This window comes from Cellulosimicrobium sp. SH8 (assembly GCF_025818875.1).
Lineage (GTDB): Bacteria > Actinomycetota > Actinomycetes > Actinomycetales > Cellulomonadaceae > Cellulosimicrobium > Cellulosimicrobium cellulans_D.
This window is the reverse complement of sequence record NZ_JAMXMH010000007.1, coordinates 52636-78589: the sequence shown is the minus strand read 5'-3', so window position 1 is coordinate 78589 and position 25954 is coordinate 52636. Positions and strand designations below refer to the sequence as shown.

Sequence of the window (25954 nt, the reverse complement as noted above, 5' to 3'; positions counted from 1 at the left end):
CCTCACGCGCACGGCTTCCTGAGGAGCGGTCCCGGGTTCGGCACCGAGGGAGGAGCACGATGCGCACACCCCTGGACGTCCTCACGCTCGACGCGCTGCGCCGGCGGACGTCGGTGAAGTGGCGGGCGTTCGAGCCCGACGTGCTGCCGCTGTTCGTCGCGGAGATGGACGTCGCGCCGTGCGAGGCCGTGGTCGACGCCGTGACCGCGGCCCTGCGCGCGGGCGACACCGGGTACGACGTCGGCACCGCCTACGGCGAGGCGTACGCGCGGTTCGCGGAGCGTCGGTGGGGCTGGTCGTTCGACGCCTCGACGTCGCGCACGCTGCCGGACGTGATGCTCGCGATCGTCGAGGTGCTGCGCGTCCTCACGGCCCCGGGCGACGCGGTCGTCGTGAACCCGCCGGTCTACCCGCCGTTCTACGGGTTCACCGCGAACGAGGGGCGGCGGGTCGTCGACGCGCCGCTGGGCGCCGACGGTCGGCTCGACCTCGGCACGCTCGAGCACGCTTTCGCCGACGCGACGGGCGTCGCCGCGAACGGGCGCGGCCCCGGGAGCGGGCGCCGCGCCGTCTGGCTCGTGTGCAACCCGCAGAACCCCACCGGGACGGTGCACACCCCCGCCGAGCTGGAGGCAGGCCTCGCGCTCGCCGCCCGATACGGGGCGCGCGTCGTCGCGGACGAGATCCACGCGCCGCTCACGCGCCCGGGCCTCGACGGCCGCCCGGCGACGACCCACACCCCGCTCCTCGCCGTGCCGGGCTCCGAGCGGGCCGTCGCGATCGTCTCCGCGTCCAAGGCCTGGAACCTGCCGGGGATCAAGGCGGCGGCGGCCGTCGCCGGACCGGACGCCGCCGACGACCTGCGCCGCATCCCCGAGGAGGCGAGCCACGGCGTCCAGCACGTGTCGGTGCTCGCGCACGTCGCCGCGCTCGACCACGGCGAGGCCTGGCTCGACGCTGTCCTCGCGGGCGTCGAGCGCAACGCGTGGCTCCTCGCCGACCTCCTCGCGGAGCACCTGCCCGGGGTCCGGTACCGGCCGGGCGAGGCGACCTACCTCGCGTGGCTCGACTGTCGGGGGCTCGACGGTGCCGCGGCGCGCGTCGATCCGGTCGGGAGCGCCGGCGGCCCGACGCCCGCGCAGGACCCGCGCGGCTGGTTCCTCGACCGCGCGCGCGTCGCGCTGGAGGACGGCCGCCGGTTCGGCCCCGGCGGCGACGGGCACGTGCGGCTCAACCTCGCGACCGGGGTCGACGTGCTCACGGGGGCCGTCGAGCGTATGGGCGCCTCCCTCGGGCTGCGCTGAAGAACCCGGCGCCGCGGCGACCGACGACTTCCTGCGCCACGCACGGTCACCTCCTCGACCACCAGCCCGACCAGCAGCCCGACCAGCAGCCCGATCCACCTGGAGGCCCTGTGCCGTTCGACCCCGTACCCCTCGACCGCACGTTCACCGCGCCCGTCGGCGTCGACGTCAAGGGCGACACGTGGCCCTGCGTGGAGGTGCCGGAGGCGCGCGAGCTCTTCGGGACCCTGCGGTCGGTGCGCGTCGACGCGACCGTCGACGACGTGCCCCTGCGGAACGTCGGGCTGATGCCGACCGGAGCGGGCGGCCTGATGCTGTCGCTCAACGCCGCCATGCGCAAGCGCCTCGGCAAGGACGTGGGCGACACCGTCACGGTGCACCTGGAACGACGGCTGAGCTGAGGGCGCTGACAGTGATCTGATGACCGCCCGAGGATTCGCGGGCAAGTTCCCGACATCGTTGCGCGAACGCCAAACATCTCCCTAAGATACATTCGATGAATCTGGTCCGCGGGGTCCGTCAACGAGGAGGGAGGCCCTGTGCCCGGTCACGACGTCGTCGACGCCCACCACCACCTCTGGGTCCGTGCGCGGACACCCCAGGACTGGATCGACCCGGTCACGATGGCGGCGATCGACCGCGACTTCGTCCCCGCGGACCTGCCCGCCGCCGCGCACGGCGTGAGCGCGGCCGTCGTCGTCCAGTCGGCGAGCCGGTGGGCCGAGTCCGCGGAGCTGCTCGCCACCTGCGCGTCGCCGCAGGGGAGCGCGGCCCGGCTGGCGGGCGCCGTCGTCTGGGCCGACCTCACCGCCCCTGACCTGGCAGAGCGCCTCGACGCGCTGCGCGCGGGGCCCGGCGGCCGGTACGTCGTGGGCGTGCGCACCATGCTCCAGGCCGAGCCCGACCCCGCGTACCTCGACCGCGCAGACGTGCGGCGCGGCGTCACCGCCGTGGGCGCCGCCGGGCTCGCGTTCGACCTCGTCCTGCGCGACCACCAGCTCCCCGCGGCGGCACGGCTCGCGGCCGCGCTCCCCGACGTCCCGTTCGTGCTCGACCACCTCGGCAAGCCGCGGCTGGACGCCGGTGGCGCGGCGGGGGCCGACGGGGACCGGCTCGCCGCCTGGCGCCACGACGTCGCCGCGCTCGCCGCCCTGCCGAACGTCGCTGCGAAGCTGTCCGGCCTCGTCACCGAGGCCCGCTGGGACGCGTGGACCCCGTCCGACCTGCGGCCCGCCGTCGACCACGCGCTCGACGTCTTCGGCCCGGCACGCCTGATGTTCGGCTCCGACTGGCCGGTGTGCCTGCTCGCGAGCGACTACGGCCGGTGGTTGGAGACCGTGCGCGGGCTGCTCGCCGACCTCGCCCCCGGCGAACGCGACGCCGTGTGGGGCACCACCGCGCGCCACGTGTACGGGCTCCCGGCAGCCGCCGGTGCTGCAGCCGACGCCCGACCACCAGCACGCACCCGAGACTGAGGAGAGGCTCCCCGTGACACCACCGACCAGCCCGCCGCCCGAGCTCGACGGCGTGCGCGCCGTCGTCACCGGCGGCGCGTCCGGCATCGGCGCCGCGATCGTGACGGCGATGCTCGCGCGGGGCGCGCGCGTCACCTCGGTCGACCGCACGACCGACGGCGTGCCCGTCGGCGCCCACGCCGAGGTCGCCGACGTCACCGACGACGCCGCCGTCCGCGCCGCGATCGACGCCGCCGCCACCGCGATGGGCGGCATCGACGTCGTCGTGAACAACGCCGGCATCGGCGCCCAGGGGACGGTCGCCGACAACGACGACGCCGAGTGGCTGCGCGTCCTGGACGTCAACGTGCTGGGGATCGTGCGCGTCACGCGCGCGGCCCTGCCGCACCTGCGGGCGTCGGACCGCGCCGCCGTCGTCAACACGTGCTCGATCGCCGCGTGGACGGGGCTCCCCGCCCGGGCGCTCTACTCCGCCTCCAAGGGCGCCGTCCAGGCGCTCACGCTCGCGATGGCCGCCGACCACGTGCGCGAGGGCATCCGCGTGAACTGCGTGAACCCCGGCACGGTCGACACCCCGTGGGTCGGGCGCCTGCTCGACGCCGCGGACGACCCAGCCGCCGAGCGCGCCGCGCTCGAGGCCCGCCAGCCCACGGGCCGGCTCGTCAGCCCCGAGGCGGTCGCGCACGCCGTCTGCTACCTCGCGAGCCCGCTGGCCGCGGCGACGACGGGCGAGGCGCTCGCGGTCGACGGCGGCATGCACAACCTCCGGGTCCGCCCGCCCGCGGCGTCATGACGGGGGAGCAGCCCGGCACGACCGCGCAGGCGGCGGTGCTGCCCACCCGCCGGGTCCGCGACACCGCCGTGCGCCTGACGTCGCTCGGGTACGGCGCGGCGCAGGCGGGCAACCTCTACCGGCCCACGTCGGACGCCGAGACCGCCGCCGCGGTCGACACCGCGTGGGACCTGGGCGTGCGCTACTTCGACACCGCGCCGCACTACGGGCTCGGGCTCTCCGAGCGCCGGCTCGGCGCCGCGCTGCGCGACCGCCCGCGGGCCGAGCGCGTCGTGTCGAGCAAGGTCGGGCGGCTCCTCGTCCCGTCGCCGGAGACGGCGCACGAGAAGGACCCGGACCTGTTCGACGTGCCCGCCGACCAGCGCCGCGTGTGGGACTTCACGCGCGACGGCGTGCTCCGGTCGCTCGACGCGACCCTCGCGCGCACGGGCCTGGACCGGGTCGACGTCGTCTACCTCCACGACCCCGACGAGCACTGGGAGGTGGCCTCGCGCGAGGCCGTCCCCACGCTCGTCGAGCTGCGCGACCAGGGCGTCGTCGGGGCGGTCGGGGCCGGGATGAACCAGTCCGCGATGCTCGCGCGGTTCGTGCGCGAGACCGACGTCGACGTCGTCATGTGCGCCGGGCGGTTCACGCTCCTCGAGCAGCCCGCGCTCGCCGACCTGCTGCCCGCCGCCCTGGAGAGGGACGTCGCCGTCGTCGTCGCGGGCGTCTACAACTCGGGCCTGCTCGCGCGCGACGTCCCGCCCGACGACGCCACGTACGACTACGCGCAGGCACCCGCCGCGCTGCTCGACCGCACCCGGCGGACCGCGGCCGTGTGCGCCGACCACGGCGTCACGCTGCCCGAGGCGGCGCTCGCCTACGTCCGCCTCCACCCCGCCGTGGCGAGCACCGTCGTCGGGCTCCGGTCGCCCGACCAGGTGCGCCAGGCGTACGAGCGGCACACCGCCACCGTCCCGGACGCGCTCTGGGACGCGCTCGTGCGCGCCGGGCTCCTGGCCGAGGGCGCCTCGCCCGCGACCTTCGCGCGTCCCTGACACCTCCCCGAGAAAAGAGGACCTGATGCACCTGCTCCGCCTGGGGCCGCTCGGCCACGAGATCCCCGCCGTCGCCGAGGACGGCACCACCTACGACCTGCGGTCCCTGACCGCCGACCTCGACGGCGCGTTCCTCGCGGCCGACGGCGTCGCGCGCGTGCGCGACGCGCTCGCCGCGGGGACGCTGCCCGTCCTCCAGCACCCGGAGCGGCTGCGCCGCGGGGCGCCGGTCGCGCGGCCCGCGGCCGTGATCTGCATCGGGCAGAACTACGCCGCGCACGCCGCGGAGTCGGGGGCCGAGCCGCCGTCGACCCCGATCGTGTTCCTCAAGCACCCGAACACGGTCGTCGGCCCGGACGACACGCTGCCCGTCCCGCCGGGTGCTGAGCGGCTCGACTGGGAGGTCGAGCTGGGGGTCGTGATCGGCCGGGCGGCGAGCTACCTCGCGTCGCCCGAGGAGGCGCTCGCGCACGTCGCCGGGTACACGGCCGTCGACGACGTGAGCGAGCGCGCCTGGCAGCTCGACGAGTCGCTCGGGCAGTGGTCCAAGGGCAAGTGCGGGCCGGGGTTCGCGCCCACGGGCCCGGCGCTCGTGCCTGCCGACGAGCTCGACGCCAGGGACCTGCGGCTGCGCTCGTGGGTCAACGGCGAGCCGCGCCAGGACTCCACCACCGCGGACATGATCTTCGACGTCGCGTACCTCGTGTGGCACCTGTCGCAGTACATGAGGCTCGAGCCCGGAGACCTGATCTGCACGGGGACGCCGCAGGGCGTCGCGCTCTCGGGCCGGTTCCCGTACCTGCGCGACGGCGACGTCGTGGAGGTCGAGATCGCCGGGGTCGGGCGGCAGCGGCACGCGGTCGCGGCCGCCGTCGTGCCCCCCTCCGTCTCGGCGGAGGGGGCGCTCGACCGCGCCCCGGTCGCGCGGTGACGGACCCGTGCTGCGCTACCCGCTGCTGCACCCGGGCCTGATCGGCGCGCTCGCGGGCGCGGGGCACGGCTCCCGCGTCCTGCTCGCGGACGCCAACTACCCGCACTCGACGGGGCGCGTCCGGGGGCGCACCGTGTCCACCTCAACCTGCGGCCAGGGTTGCTGACGGTCGACCAGGTGCTCGAGGTCCTGCTCGACGCGGTCCCCGTCGAGTCGGCGGCCGTGATGGTCCCGTCGGGGGCCGAGGGCGACGTGCTCGCGCGCGGCGCCGAGGTGCCCGCGCACGCGGGGTACCGCGCCGCGCTCGCCGCGGCGTCGCCGTCGGCCGCCTGGCAGGGGCTCGACCGGTTCACGTTCTACGACGTCGCGCGGGGTGACGACGTCGCGCTCCTCGTCGCGACCGGGGACGAGCGGGCGTACGCGAACCTCATGCTCACGGTGGGCGTGCGGCAGGACTGATCGCTCCCCGATGGTTCGATGAATCATCCGATGTTGAGCGCGTTTTGTCGGGATTGGACTCCCTAGTTTCCGCCTCAAACCGCGAATCCTGCGTCAGACTCTTGAAATGCATCGGATGTCTGCGGTAGAACTGACCTCGGTCACATCCAAGCAAAGGGGCTTCACGTGAGCACGGAACCGACTCCCGCGGTGCGTGCGGGGGATCCACCCGCGACGGCGGGGACCCCGCTCCTGCGCGTCGCGGGCATCACCAAGGCGTTCCCCGGGGTCAAGGCCCTCGACGACGTCCGGCTCGACCTGGGGCACGGCGAGGTGCTGGCCCTCGTCGGCGAGAACGGCGCCGGCAAGTCGACGCTCATGAAGCTCCTCTCCGGCCTCTACCAGCCCGACGCCGGGACCATGGAGCTCGACGGCGAGCCGCTCGACGTGCGCTCCCCGCGCCAGGCGAACGAGCGCGGGATCAGCATCATCCACCAGGAGTTCCACCTCATGCCCGACCTCTCGGTCGCGCAGAACATCTTCGCCGGGCGCGAGCCGCGGCGCGCCGGGTTCATCGACGACCGCGCGCTCGTCCGCCGGGCCACCGAGCTCTTCCGCCGCCTCGAGATCCCGCTCGACCCGCGCCAGCCCGTCTCCCAGCTCAGCGTCGCGGGGCAGCAGATGGTCGAGATCGCCAAGGCGCTGTCGTTCGACGCGAAGGTCCTCATCATGGACGAGCCGACCGCCGCCCTGAACGACGTCGAGGTGCGCACGCTCTTCCGGCTCATCCGCGGGTTCGTGACCCCGAGCACCGGCGTCATCTACATCTCCCACCGCATGGACGAGATCAAGGAGATCTCGGACCGGATCACGGTCCTGCGCGACGGCCGCTACATCGACACGCTCGACACCCCGGGGACCGACGTCAAGGACGTGATCGCGCGCATGGTGGGTCGCGAGATCCAGACCGACGTGCGGCCCGCTCCCGCCGCCGAGGGCCGCCCCGTGGTCCTGTCCGTCCGGGGGCTCAGCACCCGCAAGCTCCTCAAGGACGTCTCCTTCGACCTCCACGAGGGGGAGATCCTGGGCTTCGCGGGGCTCATGGGCGCGGGCCGCACCGAGGTCGCCCGGGCCCTCGTCGGCGCCGACCGGAGCACCGGGCACGTCGAGGTCCGCGGGCGCGCGATCCACGTGCGCAACCCCGCCGACGCCGTGCGCCACGGCATCGGCTACCTCTCCGAGGACCGCAAGCGGTACGGCCTCCTGCTCGACCAGGACGTCACCGCGAACGTCATGCTCTCCTCGCTCGGCCGCGAGACCCGCGCCGGCTTCGTCCGCGACGGGGACGCGCGCCGCGTCGCGACCGACATGGTCCGCCGCCTCGCGATCAAGACGCCGTCGGTGCGCCAGCGCACCAAGAACCTCTCGGGCGGCAACCAGCAGAAGGTCGTGCTCGCCAAGTGGCTCGTGCGCGACTGCGACGTGCTGATCGTCGACGAGCCGACGCGCGGCATCGACGTCGGCGCGAAGGAGGAGATCTACGAGCTCCTCCGCGCGCTCGCGGACCAGGGCAAGTCGATCGTCATGATCTCGTCCGAGCTGCCGGAGGTCCTGCGCCTGTCCGAGCGGATCGTCGTCATGTGCGAGGGCCGGGTCACCGGCGTCCTCGACAACGCCGACGCCACGCAGCACAACGTCATGGAGCTCGCGACGCAGTTCGGCGGCGCCGAGCACCTCCTCGCCACGACCGGAGACGCCCGATGACCTCGACCACCACCGTCCGCGACGCCCTGCCCGACGCCGCCGTGGCGTCGCGGGGCCCGCGCTACCGCCAGCAGCTCCAGCAGATCCTCGCGTTCGCCGGGCTCGTCGTGATCTTCGCCTTCTTCTCGATCGCCAGCCCCTACTTCCTCGACTGGGCGAACATCAAGGGCATCCTGCTCGCCACGGCCGTCACGGGGATCATGGCCCTCGGTGCGACGTTCGTCATCGCGACCGGCGGGATCGACCTGTCCGTCGGGACGGGCATGACGCTCTGCGCGGTCATGACCGGCGTGTTCCTCACCAACCTGGGGCTGCCGCTCGTGGTCGGCGTGCTCGGCGGCATCGCGGCCGGCGCGCTCCTCGGGTTCGTGAACGGCCTCAACGTGTCGTTCCTCGGCATCCCACCGTTCATCGCGACGCTCGCGACGATGATGGTCGCGCAGGGCCTGTCGCTCGTCATCTCGGGCACCAAGCCGATCTACTTCTCCGACGTCGCGGGCTTCGGCCAGATCGCGCTCGGCGAGCTCATCCCCGGCCTGCCGAACGCCGTCCTCATCTTCTTCGCCGCCGCCGCCGTCGCGGGGGTCCTCCTCAGCAAGTCGCTCATCGGCCGGTACGCGCTGTCGATCGGCTCGAACGAGGAGGCGACCGCGATCTCCGGCATCGACGTGCGGCGCTGGAAGGTCGTCGTCTACACCGTGGCCGGCGTCTTCACCGGGCTCGCGGGCGTCGTCATGGCGTCCCGGCTCAACTCCGCCCAGCCCGGCCTCGGGCTCGGCTACGAGCTCGAGGCGATCGCCGCCGTCGTCATCGGCGGCACGTCCCTGCGCGGCGGCAAGGCCACGATCCTCGGCACCGTGATCGGCGCGCTCATCATGGCCACGCTCACCAACGGCCTGCGGATCATGTCCATCCCGCAGGAGTGGCAGAAGGTCGCCGTCGGCATCGTCATCCTCCTCGCCGTCTACACCGACATCCTCCGGCGCGGGAAGGACGCCTGACCCCCCGCGCTCCCCACCCCGCAGCACCGCCACCTCCCTCGTCTCCCCTGACGACGACGTCATCCCCCGAAGGAGCACCTCATGAAGACCACCCGGGTCGCCCGCCTCAAGTACGTCGGCGCCGCGAGCGCCGCAGCCCTCCTGCTCGCGCTGGGCGCGTGCAGCTCCGCCGACGACGGCGGGACCGGTTCCGGCGGTGACGGCGGCGGCGACGGCGACACGCCGTACGTCGCGCTCGTCTCCAAGGGCTTCCAGCACCAGTTCTGGCAGGCCGTGAAGCAGGGGGCCGACGACGCCGCGGAGGAGCTGGGCGTCGAGGTCACCTTCGAGGGTCCGGAGACCGAGACCGAGGTCGACAAGCAGCTCTCCATGCTCCAGACGGCGCTCGACAAGAACCCCGACGCGATCGGGTTCGCCGCGCTCGACTCCGAAGCATCGATCCCGCTCATGTCCGACGCGCAGTCGCGCGGCATCCCCGTCGTGGCGTTCGACTCCGGCGTGGAGTCCGACGTGCCGATCACGACGGTGTCCACCGACAACGAGGCCGCCGCCGCGGAGGCGGCGAAGCACATGGTCGAGCTCATCGGCGGGAGCGGCAAGATCGCCGTGCTCGGCCACGACCAGACGTCGCAGACGGGCCAGCAGCGCGTCTCCGGGTTCGTCGACTACATCGAGGAGAACGCGCCCGACGTCGAGATCGTCGACGTGCAGTACGCGGGCGGCGACCAGCTCAAGTCCGCCGACGCCGCGAAGTCGATCCTCCAGGCGAACCCCGACCTCAAGGGCATCTACGGCACCAACGAGGGCGCCGCGACCGGTGTCGTCAAGGCGGTGCAGGAGCTCGGAGCGGCGGGCACGCTCACGGTCATCGGCTTCGACTCCGGCAAGGCGCAGACGGACGCGATCCGCGACGGCCTCATGGCCGGCGCGATCACCCAGAACCCCGTCGGCATCGGCTACGAGACCGTCAAGGCCGCCGTCGCCGCGATCAACGGCGAGGACGTCGAGCCCGTGATCGACTCCGGCTTCTACTGGTACGACGCCACGAACATCGACGACGAGGAGATCGCCGCGGTCCTCTACGAGTGACCCGGCGGGACGAGTGACCCGGCGGGACACCCCGCTGAGATCGACCCGTGCGTCCTGAGATCGGCCCTCTGAGGGTCGATCTCGGACGCACGGGTCGATCTCGTGTGCGGCGCGGCGGCTCCCCCCGCGAGGCCGAACCATGGCTCCGCGAGGTAGAGCCGTGGTGGTCGTGTTCGACGGCGTGTGGTCGCCCTGGGTGGTCGGGGTGGGTGGTGGTGCCGCGTCTACCATCCGCCGCTCGTTCCTCGCGGCTCCCGCCAGGCCCGACCACGACGCGGCACCACCACCCACCCCGCCCGGCTTCGACTCACCACGGTCTGTACTCGCCTCGGGCGACTGCCCGCGGTGTCGGGTTCGTCCGGCGCCGCGCCGTCCGTCGCACGCCGGCCCTTGCGGCGGGCGGGTGGTCTCGCTCCCGGGGCAGGCACCTCGCCGCGACGGGCCGCGCGACCCGATCGCATCGGCGGGCCCGGCCGGCTCGGACGGTGACCGACTGCAGCGGTGACCTGACCGCCGTGGGGCACGACCACCACGGTTCTACCTCGGCCGACCACGGTTCTACCTCGGTGGAGGCCCTGGCGGGGGGTCAGGCGTCGTCGTCGGGGAGGTCGTCCGGGACGCGGGGGAGGGACTCCTCGACGCCGAGGAGGTGGTTCGCCATGCGCAGGCGTGCGCGCTCGGGGTCGTGCGCGGCGAGCGCGCGCCAGATCGCCTCGTGCTCGCCGTGCGTCCGCTCCTCGGCGCCCTCCTCGTGGAGCCCGCGCCAGAGGCGCTCGCGCACGGTCCGGCTGGCGAGCGACTCGACGAGCGCGGCGAGGACGGGGTTGCCGGAGTGCACGGCGATGATGCGGTGGAACGCGATGTCGGTCTCGATGAAGCGCTCGTGGTCGACGGCGGGCTCGCGCAGGATCTCCTCGACCTGGTCGAGCACGCCGCGAGCCTCGGCGAGGGCCTCGTCGGTGATGTGGGTCGCGGCGAGCCCGGCCGCCTCGGTCTCGAGGATGCGGCGCACGTGGTGGAAGGGGAGCGCGCTGCCGTCGCCCTGGAGGTCGACGACGAACCCCATGGGCGACAGGAGCCGCCGGGGGTCGAGGCTCGTGACGTAGGTGCCGTCGCCCTGGCGGGTGTCGACGATGCCGAGGATGGACAGGGCGCGCACGCCCTCGCGGAGGGAGCCGCGCGAGACGCCGAGCGCCTCGGCGAGGTCCTTCTCGACGGGCAGCCGGTCGCCGGGACCGAGCTGTCCGTCGAGGATCATGCGCCTGATGCCGTCGACGACCTCATCCGTGCGGGACATGGGTGCAGTATGGCCTATCGCAGCACGGGTGCGACGGATTCCTCCGATGACTGCGCGAGGTGGCCGGGCGCCGCGCTCGCGCGTCGCTCCGTCCAGTACGAGCCGCCGGGGAACCGGTACTGCGCGACGGACTCGGCGTGCATCTGCGTCGAGTACCCAGGTCGCGAGGGGAGGACGTAGCCGCTGCCGGCGCCGGTGTCCGCGACGACGCACGGGTCGGTGAAGTGCTCGTGGAGGTGGTCCACGAACTCGGTCACGCGGTCGGTCAGGTCGCCGGCGATCGCGACGTAGTCGAGCACGGACACGTGCTGCACCATCTCGCACAGCCCGACGCCGCCCGCGTGCGGGCAGACGGGCACGCCGAACTTCGCGGCGAGGAGCAGGACGGCGACGATCTCGTTGACGCTCGCGAGCCGGCCGGTGTCGAGCTGGCAGAAGTCGATCGCCTCGGCCTGGAAGAACTGCTTGAACATCACCCGGTTGTGGCAGTGCTCGCCGGTCGCGACGCCGATCGGCGCGACCGCGCGCCGGATCGCGGCGTGCCCGAGCACGTCGTCGGGGGAGGTGGGCTCCTCGATCCACAGGGGGTCGAACGGCGCGAGCGCGGCCATCCACTCGATCGCCTGCGGCACGTCCCACACCTGGTTCGCGTCGACCATGAGCTTGCGGTCCGGTCCGATCACGTCGCGCGCGATGGTGAGGCGGCGCACGTCGTCCGCGAGGTCGGCGCCGACCTTGAGCTTGATGTGGCCGTACCCGGCGTCGACGGCCTCCTGGCACAGGCGCCGCAGCTTCTCGTCGTCGTACCCCAGCCACCCGGCGGACGTCGTGTAGACGGGGTAGCCGGTGCGCTCGAGGTAGGCGATCCGCTCGGCCTTCGTCGCGGCCTTGGCCTCGAGGAGCGCGACGGCCTCGTCCGCGGTGAGCGCGTCGGAGAGGTAGCGCAGGTCGGCGACGGCGACGAGCTCCCGGGGCGTCAGGTCGGCGAGCAGACGCCAGAGCGGCTTGCCGGCGCGGCGGGCGACGAGGTCCCACGTCGCGTTGAGCACCGCCGCGACGGAGAGGTGCACGACGCCCTTCTCCGGGCCGAGCCAGCGCAGCTGCGAGTCGGACGTCAGGGTGCGGTACACGCCTCCCATGTCGGCGGCGAGCTCGTCGACGTCGCGGCCGACGAGGGCGCTCGCCTGCTGACGCGCGGCCTCGGCGACGATGTCGTTCCCGCGCCCGATGGTGAAGGTCAGACCGTGACCGGCGAGCGGTTCCCCGGACTCGTCGGTCGCGTCCGTGCGGAGCACGACGTAGGCCGCGGAGTAGTCCGCGTCCTTGTTCATCGCGTCCGAGCCGTCGGCCGTGAGCGACGTCGGGAAGCGGACGTCCTCGATCTCGACCCGCGTGATCCTCGCCATGCGTACCCCTCGCCGTCCCCGCGGGAGACCGCGGAATACATCTGATGACTGGTCACAATCTAGGCAGTTCTTGCCGGAAGGTCAAGGATCCTCCGACCAATCTGCGTCAAGACATCGAATGAGTGACGCTCACACAGTGACGCCACGCGCGCCCACGCCGCCGGTGTCCGGCGACCCCGCGCGACGCACGGGCCCCGGTCGGGGGAGACCCGGGGCCCGTGCGTCGTCGAGCTGGTCCGCGACGTCAGCAGTCGCGGCCCTCGAAGGCGACGTCGTGCGTCGCCACCGGGCCGTCGGCCGTCGCGCGCGCGGTGACCGTGGCGGTGCCCGCCTCGACCGTGGTCGCCCGCACGGCGAACGACTGGTACGCGTTGGCCCCGGGCTGGACGCCCGCGACCGTGCGCGCCCCGTACGGGGTCTCGAGGGTCACGTCGAGCGGCGCGTCGTCGTCGTTGGTCGCGCGGACCGCGACGTACGCACGGCCGGCGAGGCAGCGCGTCTGCACCTCGACGCTGACGTCCGGCCCCGGCTCCTCGGCGTCGAACGCGAGCTCCTGCCACGTCGCGACCTCGTCCGCGGTGAGCGCGCGGGCGAACACCGCGACACGGTCCACGGCGCCGCGCTGGACCTCGCCGCCGCCCTGGTTGGCGCCGACGTGGAACGGACGCGTCTGGCACCCGTTGATCGCGTCGTAGCCGCCGACCGTGCCGCCCGAGCGGGCGACGCCGTCGACGTAGACCGTGATGGCGCCGTTCTCGCCGATCGTCACGACGAGGTCGAACCAGCGGCCCGTGGGCACCGTGACCGGGGTCGTGGTGCCCGTCCCGGCCGTGATGACCCGGACGTTGTTCGACGGCGTGAGGTCGACGAGGATGCCGTCGGCGTCCTGCCCGACCGGCTGCGCGTCGAAGAGCCGCCGGTACGACGACTGCCCGGCGTCGATGCGGAACTCGCCCGCGAACGACGCCTGGTAGAGGTACCCGAGCTGGAAGGGCTCGCTCGCGACGTAGGTGTTCGGTCCGAGCGTCTGGGCCGACCCCGTCGGCCCCTCGGCGAGCACGGCACCCGTGCCGACGACGCGCGGCGTGCGCCCGTGCCCGGACGCGTCCGTGAGCGGGCTCTCGCCGAGGTCCCACGCGAGCAGCGTGTCGTCGGACGGCGGCGCCGGGCACGGCGACGGCGGTCGGACGGCGATCGCGGCCCGGCCCTCGACCGTCCCCTCGCCCGCGGTGAGGCGGGCGACGACGGCGGACGTCCCCGACGCTCCGCCCGCGCCGACGGTGACGCGGAAGGAGACGTCGCGCGACTCGCCCGCCGGGACCGTCTCGAGGTCGGCGCGCGCCGGCTCGGCGGACCAGGCCGCCTGACCGTCCTCGACCGTCGGGAGCACGAGCGCGAGCTCGCCGCCCTCGATCGGCGCGTCGCCCACGGCGGACACCGTCGCGGTGACGTCGACGACGTCGCCCGTCGTCGCGCTCGCCGGGGCCGCGACGCTCACGGTCGCGAGCGCGGACGCCGTGTAGGTCGCCCCTGCGGACGCCGCGAACGTCACCTCCGCGCCGTCGCGCACGTGCTCGACGGGCGACCCGTCGCCGTCGACCAGCGTGTACGCGCCCGAGGCGAAGAGCGGGCTGCGCACGGTCAGGTCGCCCCCGCGCGACGGGTGGAGCGTGACCTCGCGGGCCGCGCCCCCGGTCCAGGTCGCGTCGACCTCGGTGCCGCCGCGCGCGACGAGCCCGGTGTACGACCCCTCGGCCCACGCCGACGGCAGCGCCGGGAGCACGTCGACGACGCCGTCCTGGCTCTGGAGCAGCATCTCGGCGACGCCGGACGTGCCGCCGAAGTTGCCGTCGATCTGGAACGGCGGGTGGTTGTCCCACAGGTTGTCGAGCGTGCTGCCGGTGAGCTGCTCGCGCAGGAGCTTGTGCGCGCGGTCGCCGTCGAGGAGGCGCGCCCAGAAGTTGACCTTCCAGGCCTTGCTCCAGCCGGTGCCACCGTCGCCGCGGCCGTCGAGAGACACGCGGGCCGCGGCCGCGAGGTCCGGGGACGACGACGGCGAGACGGCCCCGCCCGGGAAGAGGGCCCAGAGGTGGCTCACGTGCCGGTGGGTGTTGTTGGGCTCGTCGAGATCCTCCTTCCACTCCTGGAGCTGGCCCCACGACCCGACGCGCAGGCCGGGGTCGAGGTCGGCGCGCGTCGCCGCGAGCTCGTCCAGGAACGCGGTGTCGGTCTCGCCGAGCGCCGCGGCCGCCGCGGCGGTGTTGGCGAGGTGCTGCGTGACGATCTGCTGCGAGATCGACGCGCCCGCGGTGAAGTCGCCCTGCTCGGGCGAGTAGCTCGGCGTCACGACGAGCGAGCCGTCGCGCGGGTCCACGACGAGGAAGTCGAACCAGAACTCCGACACCGACCTGAGCATCGGGTACGCGCGCTCGGCGAGGAACTCCTCGTCGCCCGTGAACAGGTAGTGCTCCCAGTAGTGCTGCGCGAGCCACGCCGCGGCGTCGGGCTGCCAGAACGACTGCGGGTACTGGTGCAGCCCCGTGAAGCCGTACGGGTTGGTCTCGTTGCCGACGACCCAGCCGTCCGCGCCGTACATCGTGCTCGCGGTCACCTCGCCGGGCGCGACCATCGAGTCCACGTAGTCGAACAGCGGGGCGGTCGTCTCGGAGAGGTTCGTCGTCTCGGCCGGCCAGTAGTTCATCTGCAGGTTGATGTTCACGTGGTAGTCGGCGTCCCACGGCGGGTTGTTGACGCGGTTCCACACGCCCTGCAGGTTCGCGGGCAGCGACCCGTCGCGCGACGACGACACGAGCAGGTAGCGCCCGAACTGGAAGTACAGCGCCTCGAGCGCGCGCTGGTTCTCCGGCGTCGTGCCCGCCCGGTAGGCGGCCAGGAGCTCGTCGGTCGGGACGTCGGGCAGCTCGGCGCCGAGGTCGAGCCGCACGCGCTCGTAGAGCTCGTGGTAGTCGGCGAGGTGCGCCTCGCGCAGCGCGTCCGCGCCCTTCCCAGCCGCCGCGTCGACGCGGGGCGTCACGACGTCGAGCGGCGCGACGCCGCTGCGGTACGCCGGGTACTCGCCCTCGTAGTCGGTCGCGGCGGAGAAGACGATCGTCGCGGAGTCGGCGCCCGCGACCGTGACGCGGCCGTTCGTGCCGTCGGTCCGGGTGCCGCCGTCGGTGAGGACCTGCGCCTGCGACGCGAACCGCAGGCCGTTGTTGGTCAGGGTCCCGGAGGTCGTGATGCGGCCGCCCGCGGCGGCCTGCGCGACGTTCGACCGACCGGACGGCAGGTCGAGCCGCGCCTCGAAGCCGATCGCACCGGGCTCGTCGGCGGTGAGCCGCACGACGACGACGTCGTCGGCCGCGCTCGCGAAGTACTCGCGCGTGTACGCCGTCCCGTCCAGCTCGTAGGTCGTGGTGACGACGGCGTCGCCGATGTCGAGCGCCCGGCGGTAGTCGGTGGCGGTGCCGGTCTGGCCGGCCATCTCCAGGACCAGGTCGCCGTAGGTCTGGTAGGAGCCGAAGTTCGTCTTCGGCTGGCCGAGCACCGAGGCGACCTCCTCGGGGCTGACGCTCCCCTCGGCGTCGATCCGGTCGCGGACCTGCTGGATCGCGTCCGGCCGCGGGGTGGTCCAGTTGCCGAAGTTGTAGCCGGAGGCCCCGGGGCCTCCGGTCCAGAGGGTCTTCTCGTTGAGCTGGAGCTGTTCGCGCGCGACGCCGCCGAAGACGGTGGCGCCCATCGCGCCGTTGCCGATGGGCAGCGCGCGCTGCTCCCACTCCTGCTGGAGGTTCGACGCCGCCGTGTTCAGGGGCTCGTCGAACCAGATGGTGTCGGGGTCGCCGGGGATCGTCGCGCCGGGTGCGGTCACGGCACCCAGCGTGCCCGACGTCGGGGCGCTCGCCCCGGACGCGGGCGCCGCCAGGAGCGCGAGCGGCACCGCCAGCGCCCCTGCTGCGGTCGCGGCGACGAGCCGGCGGGCGCCGGCGGGTCGCGCGAGGGGTCGGACTCGGGACATCAGTGGCCTCCAAGAGCAGCGCGTCGGTGCGCCGCGGTCGGTCGGGTTCGGCGCTCGGACTACGCCAGGGCCCAGGAATCATCCGATGTGTCATCGACCAATGTGGCGGAAGGGCGGCCTGGGGTCAAGAAGAACGGAGAAATCGCTCCCTCTTCATCCAATCATTACGTGGTGCACCTCCCGGCGACCGGGATGGGCAGCGCTCCCCATCGCGGCCGAAGCGCGCTCCGCGTAGCGTCGGCGTGCGACCGTCGAGACGAGGCTGTCGACACGTGCGCGTGAGAGGACACGCGCAGGTGCTGGGAGGAGACGGCATGAGCGGCTTGTGGGGCGCGGACGTCCGGGCGCTGCGCGCGCTCGCGTCGACCCTGCGCGGGGGCGCGGACGCGCTGCGGACCCACCGGGCACAGGTGACGTCCGTCGTCGACGCCGCGACCCGCTGGGAGGGCCCCGACGCCGCGGAGTTCCGCAACGACTGGGCCGCGAGCCTCGGTCCCTCGCTGGTCACCACCGCGACGCTCCTCGACGCCGCGGCCGACCAGGTCGCCGCCGACGCCGACCAGCAGGAGTCCGCGAGCAGCGACAGGGGCGGCACCCCGGGCGGCCCGGGCGGCGGCTCGACGTCGGGCCCCGGTGCTCAGCAGCAGACCGTCCCCACGCCCACCCCGGGCGAGTACGCCGCGATGGACGCGAGCGAGCGCGCGGAGTGGCTCGCGAACGCGACGGACGCCCAGGTCGCCGCGCTCTACGCCCAGATGGTGCGGCTCGGCGTCGACCCCGACTCCCCAGGGTTCTCGGACCTCGCCGTCGCGCACTGGACGCGCGTCGCCGCCGCCGAGGCGGGCTTCGACTTCGCCGACTGGGACCCGTCCGCCGGGGCGTCGGCCAACCGCGAGATCATCGAGGGCGTCTACACGTACTACGGCGAGCTCTACCTCGACAACCCGTGGATGCAGTGGGCGGGCATGGCCGCGATGATCGGGCCGTCGTTCGCCGCCGGGTTCTTCGACCTCGACATGATGCGCCAGCTCGCGCAGGGCGTCGCGAGCGGCGCGCAGGCGCTCCCGCCCGGCGTGGACCGCGCGGCGCTCGAGGCGATCGCGACCATGTCCGACGCCGAGCTCGGGTTCTACGAGAACCAGTTCCTCTCGATGCAGCGCGAGATCTTCGTCGACCAGGCCGTCATGCACGAGGCGTACCTCAACGGCGGCATGGAGGAGATGGAGCGGCTGCTCGAGGCCGGCGTCATCGACGACGCCGCGTACCAGGCCTGGTCGGACATCGAGGCCGGACGCGCGGGCGACGCGCAGGCGCTCGCGGACGGCAACACCGCGCTGCTGTGGCGCGAGCAGAATCAGATCATCGCCGACGACTGGCAGACCATGCGCGGTCACCCCGTCACGGGCGAGGCCTTCACCTACCTCATGACGCTCGTCGGGGAGCCGTCCATCCCGGGCGCGGGCACGTACGCGCAGTACGACCCCTTCACGGTGAGCGTCGAGACGCCCGGCCCGGAGAACATCGGCATCCCGTTCACGGGGATCTCGTTCGACAACCCCGTCCAGGGGACCGTGACGGTCGAGACGCCGCTCCCGGGCGGCAACATCGCGGACCAGGCGACCCGCTGGGAGTACATCGCGAACGACACCCTCCCCGCGTACCAGCAGCTCGTCACGCAGCACCCGGACCAGGCGGCGCAGATCATCGGCACCGACGTGTCCGACCGGATCGACGACTACCGGCTCACGAACCCCGCACGCGTCGGCCGCATCCTTGACAGACTGACCGAGTGGGACGTGGACGTGGACCAGTGAGCCGACTCGGCCTGGCAGGGCGGCGGCGGACGGCGACCCGGGCCGCGGTCGTCGTGCTCGCCGGGTCGCTCGTCCTGGCGGGGTGCACGGTGACGTTCGACGACCCGGGCGACGCGACCACGAGCCCGGGCGGGACGAGCACGGCGACCGGCGGGACGCCGTCGGGCGGCGAGGCCGGCACGACGACGATCGAGGACATCGAGAGGGGCGAGCCCATGCGCTGGGACGTGAGCAGGCCGATCACCGCGGAGTCCGTGGGTCTGGGCGAGTCGCAGGCCGTCGTGCGGGTGCCCGACGGCGCGGCGCAGGTGGAGCTGACCCTCCCCGACGGTACGTGGTCGACGACGGCCGAGGAGCTGACGATCCAGCCCCGTCGCGGCTACGTGAGCACGATCAACGTGTTCCGCACCCTGTCCGGCGGGCAGGCGGTCCACGACCAGCTCGTCGCCGACGCGGACGCCCTCGGCTTCCCCCGCTCCCAGGTCGACCGCTGGCTCGAGGAGCTGCCCGCGTCGCTCGACGCGTCGCGCGCGGGCGGGACGCGCGAGCGGACCGGGATCAACGGCTCGAACGGCGACGTCGTGACCTCCGTGCAGATCAGTCACGAGCCCGGGCCGGGAGGCGACGAGAGCATCCGGCTCTGGTACGCGATCAGCCCGGTCACCCCGGACTGACGACCGGGCGACTCCGCCTCGCACGCCAGGCGTGAAGAAGCGGAGGACGAACCGGGCCGGTTCGTTCGGGACGTCCGGGACGTCCGAGGCGTGGGGTAGCGTCCGTCCCGTCCCGAACCGCCCGGAAACCCAGGGGAGCAGCCGGTGAGCAGCGTCGCGCACGTCCACGGTCGAACGAGCACGCAGGTCGGGCCGCGCGTCCGGCACCGGGTCGTGCGCTGGGTCTCGGCCGCCGCGCTCGCCCCTGTCCTGGCCCTGCCGCTCGCGGCGTGCACGCCCGACCGGCCGGAGGCGCAGGACGCCGCGGCGGCGCTCGCGCAGGCGATCCAGGAGGGCGACGTGAGCGGGCTGGAGTTCCGCAACGGCGCCGCGAAGGACGTCCAGGCCCATCTCGAGGCGGTGCTCGAGCCGCTCGCGCCGTACGAGCGCACGGTCGAGGTCTCGACGGTGGACGTCGTGGAGGAGGGCGACGACGCGGGCGACCGCGCGACGGCGACGCTCGCCTACCGCTGGGAGGTCGCGGGGGAGCAGGCCTGGGAGTACACGACGACGGCGGAGCTGGCGTTCGCGGAGGCTGCCGACGGGGAGGACGGCCCCGGGGCGTGGGACGTCGTGTGGGAGCCCGACGTGCTCGTGCCCGAGCTCGGCCAGGGCGACCGGATCGCGGTGAACCGCGTGCCCGCCGTGCGCGCGGGCATCCTCGGCGCGGACGACGTCCCGATCGTCCAGGACCGGCCGGTCTACCGGATCGGCGTCGACAAGACCCTCGTCGCCTCCGGCGCCTGGGACCGCGCCGCGCGCGAGCTCGCCGCGGTCGTCGGGCTCGACCCCGAGGAGTACGCGCAGCGTGTCGCGGGCGCGGGGGAGAAGGCGTTCGTCGAGGCGATCACGGTGCGCACCGAGGACACGGCGGGCGTGGACGTGGACGCGGCGCGCGGCGTCGACGGGGTCCGCGTGGTCGACGACGAGCTGCCGCTCGCGCCGACGCGCGAGTTCGCGCGCCCGATCCTCGGGCGCGTGGGGGACGCGACGGCGGAGATCGTCGACGAGTCCGAGGGAGCGATCGCCGCGGGCGACCAGGTCGGTCTCTCCGGCCTGCAGCGCCAGTACGACGAGCAGCTCCGGGGCGTCCCCGGCCTGTCGATCGAGGTCGTGCCGGGCGAGGGCGACGCGGAGGGGGAGACGACCGAGGTCTTCTCCGTCGACCCGGTGGACGGTACCCCGCTGAGCACGACCCTCCGGCCGGACATGCAGGTCGCGGCCGAGGCCGTGCTGGCCGGGCAGGGGCCGAGCGCGATCGTCGCGATCCAGCCCTCGACGGGTGCGGTGCTCGCCGCGGCGAGCTCGACGGCAGGCGAGGGGCTCTCGACCGCGACGACCGGCCAGTACGCCCCGGGCTCGACGTTCAAGGTCGCGACGACGCTCGCGATGCTCCGTGCGGGGCTCACGCCCGACACGACCGTCGCGTGCCCGCCCACGATCTCCGTGGACGGCCGCGAGTTCCAGAACGTCCCGGGCTACCCGACGTCGGCCCTCGGCGACGTGCCGCTGCGCACCGCGTTCGCCAACTCGTGCAACACCGCGATGATCGGGCAGCGGGACACGGTGACGCAGCAGGCGCTGCACGACGCCGCGGCGTCGCTCGGACTGGGCGTCGAGTCCGAGCTGGGAGCGCCGGCGTTCTTCGGCGACGTCCCGACCGACTCGCAGGGCACCGAGCACGCCGCGTCGATGATCGGGCAGGGCAAGGTCCAGGCCTCGCCGCTCGCGATGGCGACCGTCGCGGCGAGCGTCGCCGCCGGGCACACGGTGTCGCCGGTCCTGGTCCACCCGGACGTGCAGACCGTCGCCGACGAGGAGCCCGCGGGCACCCTCACCGAGGAAGAGGCGGCGACGCTGCGCGGCCTCATGCGCGCCGTCGTCACCGAGGGCTCGGCGTCGATCCTCCAGGACCTCCCGGGCGAGCCGGGCGCCAAGACGGGCACCGCGCAGTACGGCGACGGCAGCCAGTCCCACGCCTGGATGATCGCGACCCAGGGGGACCTCGCGGTCGCCGTGTTCGTCGAGACGGGCGACGGTGGCGCCGTCACCGCGGGACCGCTCCTGCACGCGTTCCTGGACGCGCCCAACGCCTGATCTCGCGAGAGTGCGACGCCCGGCCCCGGACCCCGGAGAATCGGTGCCGGGCGTCACTATCTCGGCGGCGGATCGCCATCTCGCGAGGTACGGGGAATAGGGTCCGCGGTCGGGTCGTTGCGTACTAGCAGGTATGATCGGTTGCCGCGGGCGTCCGTCTGCCCGCTTTCCAGCGAGAACCCACCGTTCCGGGAGAACCTTCGTGTTCGTCAGCGTGCCTGCCTGGCAGCTCACCCAGCGCCGCGACGTCGACCTCCGTCGAGTCGCCAGCGCGCTGTGTCGCTGACCCCCCGTCGCCGCTGACGCCTCTCCGCCTCCGCACACCCGTCAGGACCCCGGGTCGCCTCGCGACCTGAGCCGTTGACGCGCGTGGCGCGCCCCGCACCGTCAGGACTCCAGGTCGCCCCGACGACCTGTCCCCCTGCCCCGGGCCGCGCTGCTGCCGGCGCCCCGCGACGACGTCCCGAGCCCCTCTCCCGAGAGCGGGCGCTCGTGCGCCCGCGTCACCCCGAAAGGTCCCCCGTGTCCTCGACCCCCTCGTCGGCCGTCTCGAAGGCCGACCCGCAGCAGGCGAGCCAGGCCCCGGCCTCGGCGCCTGCGAAGAAGAAGCGCCGGTTCCCGTCGTTCAGCGTCCAGATCCTGCTCGGCCTCGCAGTCGGCGTCGGCCTCGGTGCCCTCGCCCTCGCCATGGGCCCGCAGGACGCGGCCGGCGATGTCCCCAACGGCCTCACCACGACGCTCGACACCATCGGCTCGTCGTTCGTCACGCTGCTCAAGGCCGTCGTGCCGCCGCTCATCTTCACCGCGATCGTCGCGTCGATCGCGAACCTGCGCACCGTCACCAACGCCGCGCGCCTCGCGGGCCAGACGCTCCTGTGGTTCGCCATCACGGCGGCGATCTCCGTGGCCGTCGGCATCGGCCTGGGCCTGCTGTTCCAGCCGGGCAACCGCGCGTCGGTCTCGCTCGACGCCGCGTCCGAGCCGGGCCGCACCGGCACGTGGCTCGACTTCCTCAACGGCCTCATCCCGGGCAACGTCCTGGGCCTGGGCGCGAGCACGCAGGTCGAGGTGACCGACGCCGGCGCGAGCGCCAGCACGTCGGTGAACTTCAACGTGCTCCAGATCCTCGTCGTCGCGCTCGTCATCGGCATCGCGGCGCTGAAGTCCGGCAAGAAGGCCGACCCGTTCCTCGCGTTCAACCGCTCCGCGCTCGCGATCGTGCAGAAGGTGCTGTGGTGGATCATCCGCCTCGCGCCGATCGGCACCGCCGGCCTCATCGGCTACGCCATCGCGGCGTACGGCTGGACTTCGCTCGCGTCGCTCGCGTGGTTCGCCGTCGCCATCTACGTCGGTCTCGCGGTCGTGCTGTTCGTCGTCTACCCGATCCTGCTGCGCACCAACGGCCTGAAGATCTCGAGCTACTTCAAGGGCGCGTGGCCCGCGATCCAGCTCGCGTTCGTCTCGCGCTCCTCGATCGGCACGCTGCCCGTGACGCAGCGCGTCACCGAGCGCAACCTCGGCGTCCCGAGCGAGTACGCGTCGTTCGCCGTGCCGCTGGCCGCGACCACCAAGATGGACGGTTGCGCCTCGATCTACCCGGCCATCTCGGCGATCTTCGTCGCGCAGATCTTCGGCATCGACCTGTCGATCACCGACTACCTGCTCATCGCGTTCGTGTCCGTCGTCGGCTCCGCCGCGACCGCGGGCCTCACCGGCGCGATCGTCATGCTCACCCTCACGCTCTCGACCGTGGGCCTGCCGCTCGCGGGTGTGGGCCTGCTGCTGGCGATCGAACCGATCCTCGACATGGGCCGCACCGCGGTGAACGTCGCGGGCCAGGCGCTCGTGCCGACCATCGTGGCCAAGCGCGAGGGCATCCTCGACCTGGAGCAGTACGAGGCCGCCACGGCCGAGGACCTCTTCGTGGACGAGGACGACGACGCGTCGTCCGAGGCGACCGCCACCGAGGCCACGGCGACGTCCGAGACCGCGGACGCCGCGCCGTCGGGCACCAAGGAGCCCGTGGGCGCCTCCGCCTGACGCCGACCAGGCGATTCCTCGCCGTCGAGCACGACGTTGCTGCCGTTGTCCGCGGGATAACGGCAGCAACGTCGTTTTCGGCGTCAGGGTTGGGGGCGACCCTCGCGCAGGACGGCGAGGCGCGAGCGGTACTCCTGCTCGTCGATCTCGCCGCGCGCGTACCGCTCGCCGAGGATCGCGACCGGGTCCGGGCCGGTGGCGCGCCAGCCGCCGGGAGCGCCCGGGCCCCAGCCGCGCCGCGCGCGGCGGGCGACGAGGAAGATCACGGACGCGAACAGCAGGAACCACAGCAGGGGGAAGACGAACCACCACGGTCCGGGCCCCCAGCCGGCGTGCGCCACGGACGCGACGGCCTCCGTGGGGACCACGGCCCCGGTGAGTGCGGTGAGCATGACGACCTCCGGTGTCGGTGCGCCCCGCCGGTCGGCGGGGGCGGCCACGATCCGGCCGCACCTCCAGGCTCCCCGTCGCCCGACGGCGCGTCGTCACCCGTGCGTGCCGACCTCGCTCGTCCCGTGGTGCCGGTCGGGACGACGCCGCGTGGACCGACGGCAGGGTGCCGGTCAGCCCGCCCAGCCCGGGCGCACGAGCCCGGACTCGTAGGCCGCGACGACGAGCTGCGCGCGGTCGCGCGCGCCCACCTTGGCCATGACGCGCGACACGTGCGTCTTCACCGTCGACTCCGACAGGTAGAGCGTCCCCGCGATCTCGTCGTTCGAGAGCCCGCCCGCGACCTCGACGAGCACCTCGCGCTCGCGCGGCGTGAGCTCCGTGAGACCGGGGACCGGCCCGACGGCGCGCGTCGCGTCCGCGACCCGGGACAGCAGGCGACGGGTCACCGTGGGCGAGAGCAGGGCGTCGCCGCGCGCCGCGACCCGCACCGCCCGGACGAGGTCGACCGGCTCGGTGTCCTTGACGAGGAACCCGCTCGCACCGCCGCGGATCGCGTCCGTCACGTACTCGTCGAGCTCGAACGTGGTGACCACCACGACGTGCACGTGCGCCGCCGCGCGGTCGGCGACGATCCGCCGGGTCGCCTCGAGCCCGTCGAGCCCGGGCATCCGGATGTCCATGAGCACGACGTCGGGCAGGTGCTCCAGCGCGAGCCGGACGGCGTCGTCCCCGGTCGCGGCCTCGGCGACGACGCGCATGTCGTCCTCGGAGTCGATGAGCGCGCGGAACCCGCCGCGCACGAGCGCCTGGTCGTCGGCCAGCACGACGTCGATCATGGTGCCTCCTCGTGCCGCGGCGGTTCCTCGTCGGACCGCCCGGTGGTGCTCGGCCGGGGCGTGGTGCCCGGCCAGGGAAAGACTGCCCGCACCCGGAATCCGCGTCCAGCGGTGTCGTTCTCCGGTGGTCCGTGGGTCGGCTCGGCCACCGACCCCGTCGTGAGCGTGCCGCCGACGCTCTCCACGCGCTCGCGCATGCCGCGCAGGCCGTAGCCGGGCTCGGCGTCCGACCGCGTGCCCGGGCCGTCGTCGGTGACCGTCACCGTCACGCTCCGCGAGGCACGGTCCCCGTCCACCCCGGCGGCGCGGGCGTCGGACCCGGACCTGCTGCCCGCGTCGACGTCGACGCGGACGTCGACGTGCGTCGCCCCGAGCGCGTGCCGCCGCACGTTCGTCAGCGCCTCCTGCACCACGCGGTAGACGACCCCGGCGAGGCGGTCGGGCAGTCCTGCGGTGGCGGGGTCCACGGCGAGCGCGACCGTGAGCCCGCCTCCCGCCGCCTGCCGCACGAGCCGGGGGAGCGCGGCGAGGTCCCACGTCGGGGCGAGCGGGGCGCCGTCGTCGATCGCGGGGCCGTCCGCGCGCGACTCTCCCCGGACGACGCCGAGCACCGCGCGGACCTCGTCGAGGGCCTCCGTGCTCGTCGCGCGGATCGCGGTGAGGGCGCTGCGGGCCTGGTCCGGGTCGCGGTCGAGCAGGTGCAGCCCGACGCCCGCCTGCACGGTGATCGCGGAGAGCGAGTGCGCGAGGACGTCGTGGACCTCGCGCGCGATGCGCAGCCGCTCGTCCGCGACGGCCGTGCGCTCCCGCTCGGCGCGCGCGACCCGCTCGGCCTCGCGCGCGGCGGCGATGCGGGCGGACCGGTCGCGGATCCCGCCCGCGACGAGCAGCACGACGACGGTCCAGGCCGCCCCGCCCAGGAGCGTCGCCCGCGGCGGGGCGTCGGGACGCAGCGCCGCGGCCCCCACGACGGCCCCCGCCAGCAGCACGGCCCCGCCCCACGCCACGCGGCGCCCGCGCTCCGCGGGCCCGCTGAGGAGCACCCCCACGAGCACGCCGACGGGCCCCGCGAGCACCGGTCCCCACGCGTACCCGGCGACGAGGAAGACCCCGGCGGCCGCGACCGACACCGCGACCGCGACGACCGGCCGCGGCACGAGGAGCACGAGCGCGAGCGGCGACACGAGGAGCAGGGCGACGGCGGCGAGGTCGAGCGGCCGCGCGCCCGGCTGACCGTGCGTCGCGCCCGCCGACCCGAGGACCGAGACCACCGCGAGCACCACGGCGAGGAACGCCCGGGGGCGGCGACGGTCGAGCGGGCCCATGCGTCGCACGCTACGCCGCGCAGGGCCGGGCCGCGTCCGACCGGGGTGCCGGCCGCCGTCGTCCCGGGGTGCCGTGCGCGGGCGAACCCGCATCCCCGAGCGGTCCGATCCGTCCGAGGCGTCACACGCGAAGCCCCGCCGGCGACATCGCGGGAGACGCTCGGAACGGCCCGGACCCGCACG

Annotated in this window: 22 protein-coding genes; 16 read left to right on the top strand and 6 right to left on the bottom strand. The window is 74.0% G+C overall.

Features of this window, described 5'->3' with window-relative positions; translation table 11 throughout:
* Positions 1 to 59 precede the first annotated feature (59 nt).
* The 11 genes from NF338_RS11220 (at position 60) to NF338_RS11175 (ending at position 9835) form a co-directional block, all read left to right on the top strand.
* Positions 60 to 1304: a MalY/PatB family protein gene (locus NF338_RS11220; protein WP_264030845.1), complete on the top strand. Its 1245-nt coding sequence runs from the start codon at positions 60 to 62 to the stop codon at positions 1302 to 1304.
* A gap of 110 nt (positions 1305 to 1414) precedes the next feature.
* Complete coding sequence (locus tag NF338_RS11215) at positions 1415 to 1705, top strand: DUF1905 domain-containing protein (RefSeq protein ID WP_264030844.1); 291 nt, start codon at positions 1415 to 1417, stop codon at positions 1703 to 1705.
* Between the two features lie 138 nt (positions 1706 to 1843).
* Positions 1844 to 2779 carry an amidohydrolase family protein gene (locus NF338_RS11210; RefSeq protein WP_264030843.1) on the top strand — a complete coding sequence of 312 codons (936 nt, stop codon included), beginning with the start codon at positions 1844 to 1846 and terminating at the stop codon, positions 2777 to 2779.
* 13 nt (positions 2780 to 2792) lie between these two features.
* Complete coding sequence (locus NF338_RS11205) at positions 2793 to 3572, top strand: SDR family NAD(P)-dependent oxidoreductase (RefSeq protein WP_264030842.1); 780 nt, start codon at positions 2793 to 2795, stop codon at positions 3570 to 3572.
* Entirely contained in the window at positions 3569 to 4612 is a 1044-nt protein-coding gene (locus tag NF338_RS11200) for an aldo/keto reductase (RefSeq protein WP_264030841.1), read from the top strand. The genes NF338_RS11205 and NF338_RS11200 overlap by 4 nt, the downstream gene beginning before the upstream one ends.
* A 25-nt stretch (positions 4613 to 4637) precedes the next feature.
* Positions 4638 to 5543, top strand: coding sequence for a fumarylacetoacetate hydrolase family protein (locus NF338_RS11195; protein WP_264030840.1), 906 nt, complete (start codon positions 4638 to 4640; stop codon positions 5541 to 5543).
* Positions 5544 to 5550: 7 nt separating this feature from the next.
* Positions 5551 to 5709 carry an RbsD/FucU domain-containing protein gene (locus tag NF338_RS20985; RefSeq protein WP_318783043.1) on the top strand — a complete coding sequence of 53 codons (159 nt, stop codon included), beginning with the start codon at positions 5551 to 5553 and terminating at the stop codon, positions 5707 to 5709.
* Positions 5703 to 6002, top strand: a complete 300-nt coding sequence (locus NF338_RS11190) for an RbsD/FucU domain-containing protein (protein ID WP_318783042.1) — start codon at positions 5703 to 5705, stop codon at positions 6000 to 6002. Before NF338_RS20985 ends, NF338_RS11190 begins: the two co-directional genes overlap by 7 nt.
* Before the next feature lie 165 nt (positions 6003 to 6167).
* Positions 6168 to 7745: a sugar ABC transporter ATP-binding protein gene (locus NF338_RS11185; RefSeq protein WP_264030839.1), complete on the top strand. Its 1578-nt coding sequence runs from the start codon at positions 6168 to 6170 to the stop codon at positions 7743 to 7745.
* A complete protein-coding gene (locus tag NF338_RS11180; RefSeq protein ID WP_264030838.1) occupies positions 7742 to 8746 on the top strand; it encodes an ABC transporter permease in 1005 nt (334 codons plus the stop codon). The genes NF338_RS11185 and NF338_RS11180 overlap by 4 nt, the downstream gene beginning before the upstream one ends.
* Positions 8747 to 8827: 81 nt before the next feature.
* Positions 8828 to 9835 carry an ABC transporter substrate-binding protein gene (locus tag NF338_RS11175; protein WP_087470659.1) on the top strand — a complete coding sequence of 336 codons (1008 nt, stop codon included), beginning with the start codon at positions 8828 to 8830 and terminating at the stop codon, positions 9833 to 9835.
* A gap of 586 nt (positions 9836 to 10421) precedes the next feature.
* Here the strand turns inward: NF338_RS11175 and NF338_RS11170 are convergent.
* The 3 genes from NF338_RS11170 to NF338_RS11160 all read right to left on the bottom strand — a co-directional run bounded on the left by NF338_RS11170 (position 10422) and on the right by NF338_RS11160 (position 16553).
* Entirely contained in the window at positions 10422 to 11132 is a 711-nt protein-coding gene (locus tag NF338_RS11170) for a FadR/GntR family transcriptional regulator (RefSeq protein WP_204538992.1), read from the bottom strand.
* Between the two features lie 14 nt (positions 11133 to 11146).
* Complete coding sequence (locus NF338_RS11165) at positions 11147 to 12538, bottom strand: enolase C-terminal domain-like protein (RefSeq protein ID WP_264030837.1); 1392 nt, start codon at positions 12536 to 12538, stop codon at positions 11147 to 11149.
* Between the two features lie 244 nt (positions 12539 to 12782).
* The gene (locus tag NF338_RS11160) at positions 12783 to 16553 is read right to left on the bottom strand and encodes a glycosyl hydrolase family 95 catalytic domain-containing protein (protein WP_264030836.1); all 3771 of its coding nucleotides are present in this window, start codon (positions 16551 to 16553) and stop codon (positions 12783 to 12785) included.
* Positions 16554 to 16867: 314 nt separating this feature from the next.
* Here NF338_RS11160 and NF338_RS11155 point away from each other — a divergent pair, with 314 nt between their 5' ends.
* The 5 genes from NF338_RS11155 (at position 16868) to NF338_RS11140 (ending at position 23217) form a co-directional block, all read left to right on the top strand.
* On the top strand, positions 16868 to 18367 hold the full coding sequence (locus NF338_RS11155) for a WXG100 family type VII secretion target (RefSeq protein WP_264030835.1): 1500 nt from the start codon (positions 16868 to 16870) through the stop codon (positions 18365 to 18367).
* Entirely contained in the window at positions 18364 to 19041 is a 678-nt protein-coding gene (locus NF338_RS11150) for a hypothetical protein (RefSeq protein WP_264030834.1), read from the top strand. Before NF338_RS11155 ends, NF338_RS11150 begins: the two co-directional genes overlap by 4 nt.
* A 144-nt stretch (positions 19042 to 19185) precedes the next feature.
* A complete protein-coding gene (locus tag NF338_RS11145; RefSeq protein ID WP_264030833.1) occupies positions 19186 to 21177 on the top strand; it encodes a penicillin-binding transpeptidase domain-containing protein in 1992 nt (663 codons plus the stop codon).
* A 133-nt stretch (positions 21178 to 21310) separates the two neighbouring features.
* Positions 21311 to 21463, top strand: coding sequence for a putative leader peptide (locus NF338_RS21035; protein WP_353707135.1), 153 nt, complete (start codon positions 21311 to 21313; stop codon positions 21461 to 21463).
* A 401-nt stretch (positions 21464 to 21864) separates the two neighbouring features.
* Positions 21865 to 23217, top strand: coding sequence for a dicarboxylate/amino acid:cation symporter (locus NF338_RS11140; protein WP_412846705.1), 1353 nt, complete (start codon positions 21865 to 21867; stop codon positions 23215 to 23217).
* 83 nt (positions 23218 to 23300) lie between these two features.
* On the opposite strand, the gene NF338_RS11135 is transcribed toward NF338_RS11140, so the two are convergent.
* The 3 genes from NF338_RS11135 to NF338_RS11125 form a co-directional block, all read right to left on the bottom strand.
* Positions 23301 to 23609, bottom strand: a complete 309-nt coding sequence (locus NF338_RS11135; RefSeq protein WP_264030832.1) for an SHOCT domain-containing protein — start codon at positions 23607 to 23609, stop codon at positions 23301 to 23303.
* A 171-nt stretch (positions 23610 to 23780) separates the two neighbouring features.
* Positions 23781 to 24446, bottom strand: coding sequence for a response regulator (locus NF338_RS11130; RefSeq protein WP_087470667.1), 666 nt, complete (start codon positions 24444 to 24446; stop codon positions 23781 to 23783).
* The gene (locus NF338_RS11125; protein ID WP_264030831.1) at positions 24443 to 25771 is read right to left on the bottom strand and encodes a sensor histidine kinase; all 1329 of its coding nucleotides are present in this window, start codon (positions 25769 to 25771) and stop codon (positions 24443 to 24445) included. Before NF338_RS11125 ends, NF338_RS11130 begins: the two co-directional genes overlap by 4 nt.
* Positions 25772 to 25954 lie beyond the last annotated feature (183 nt).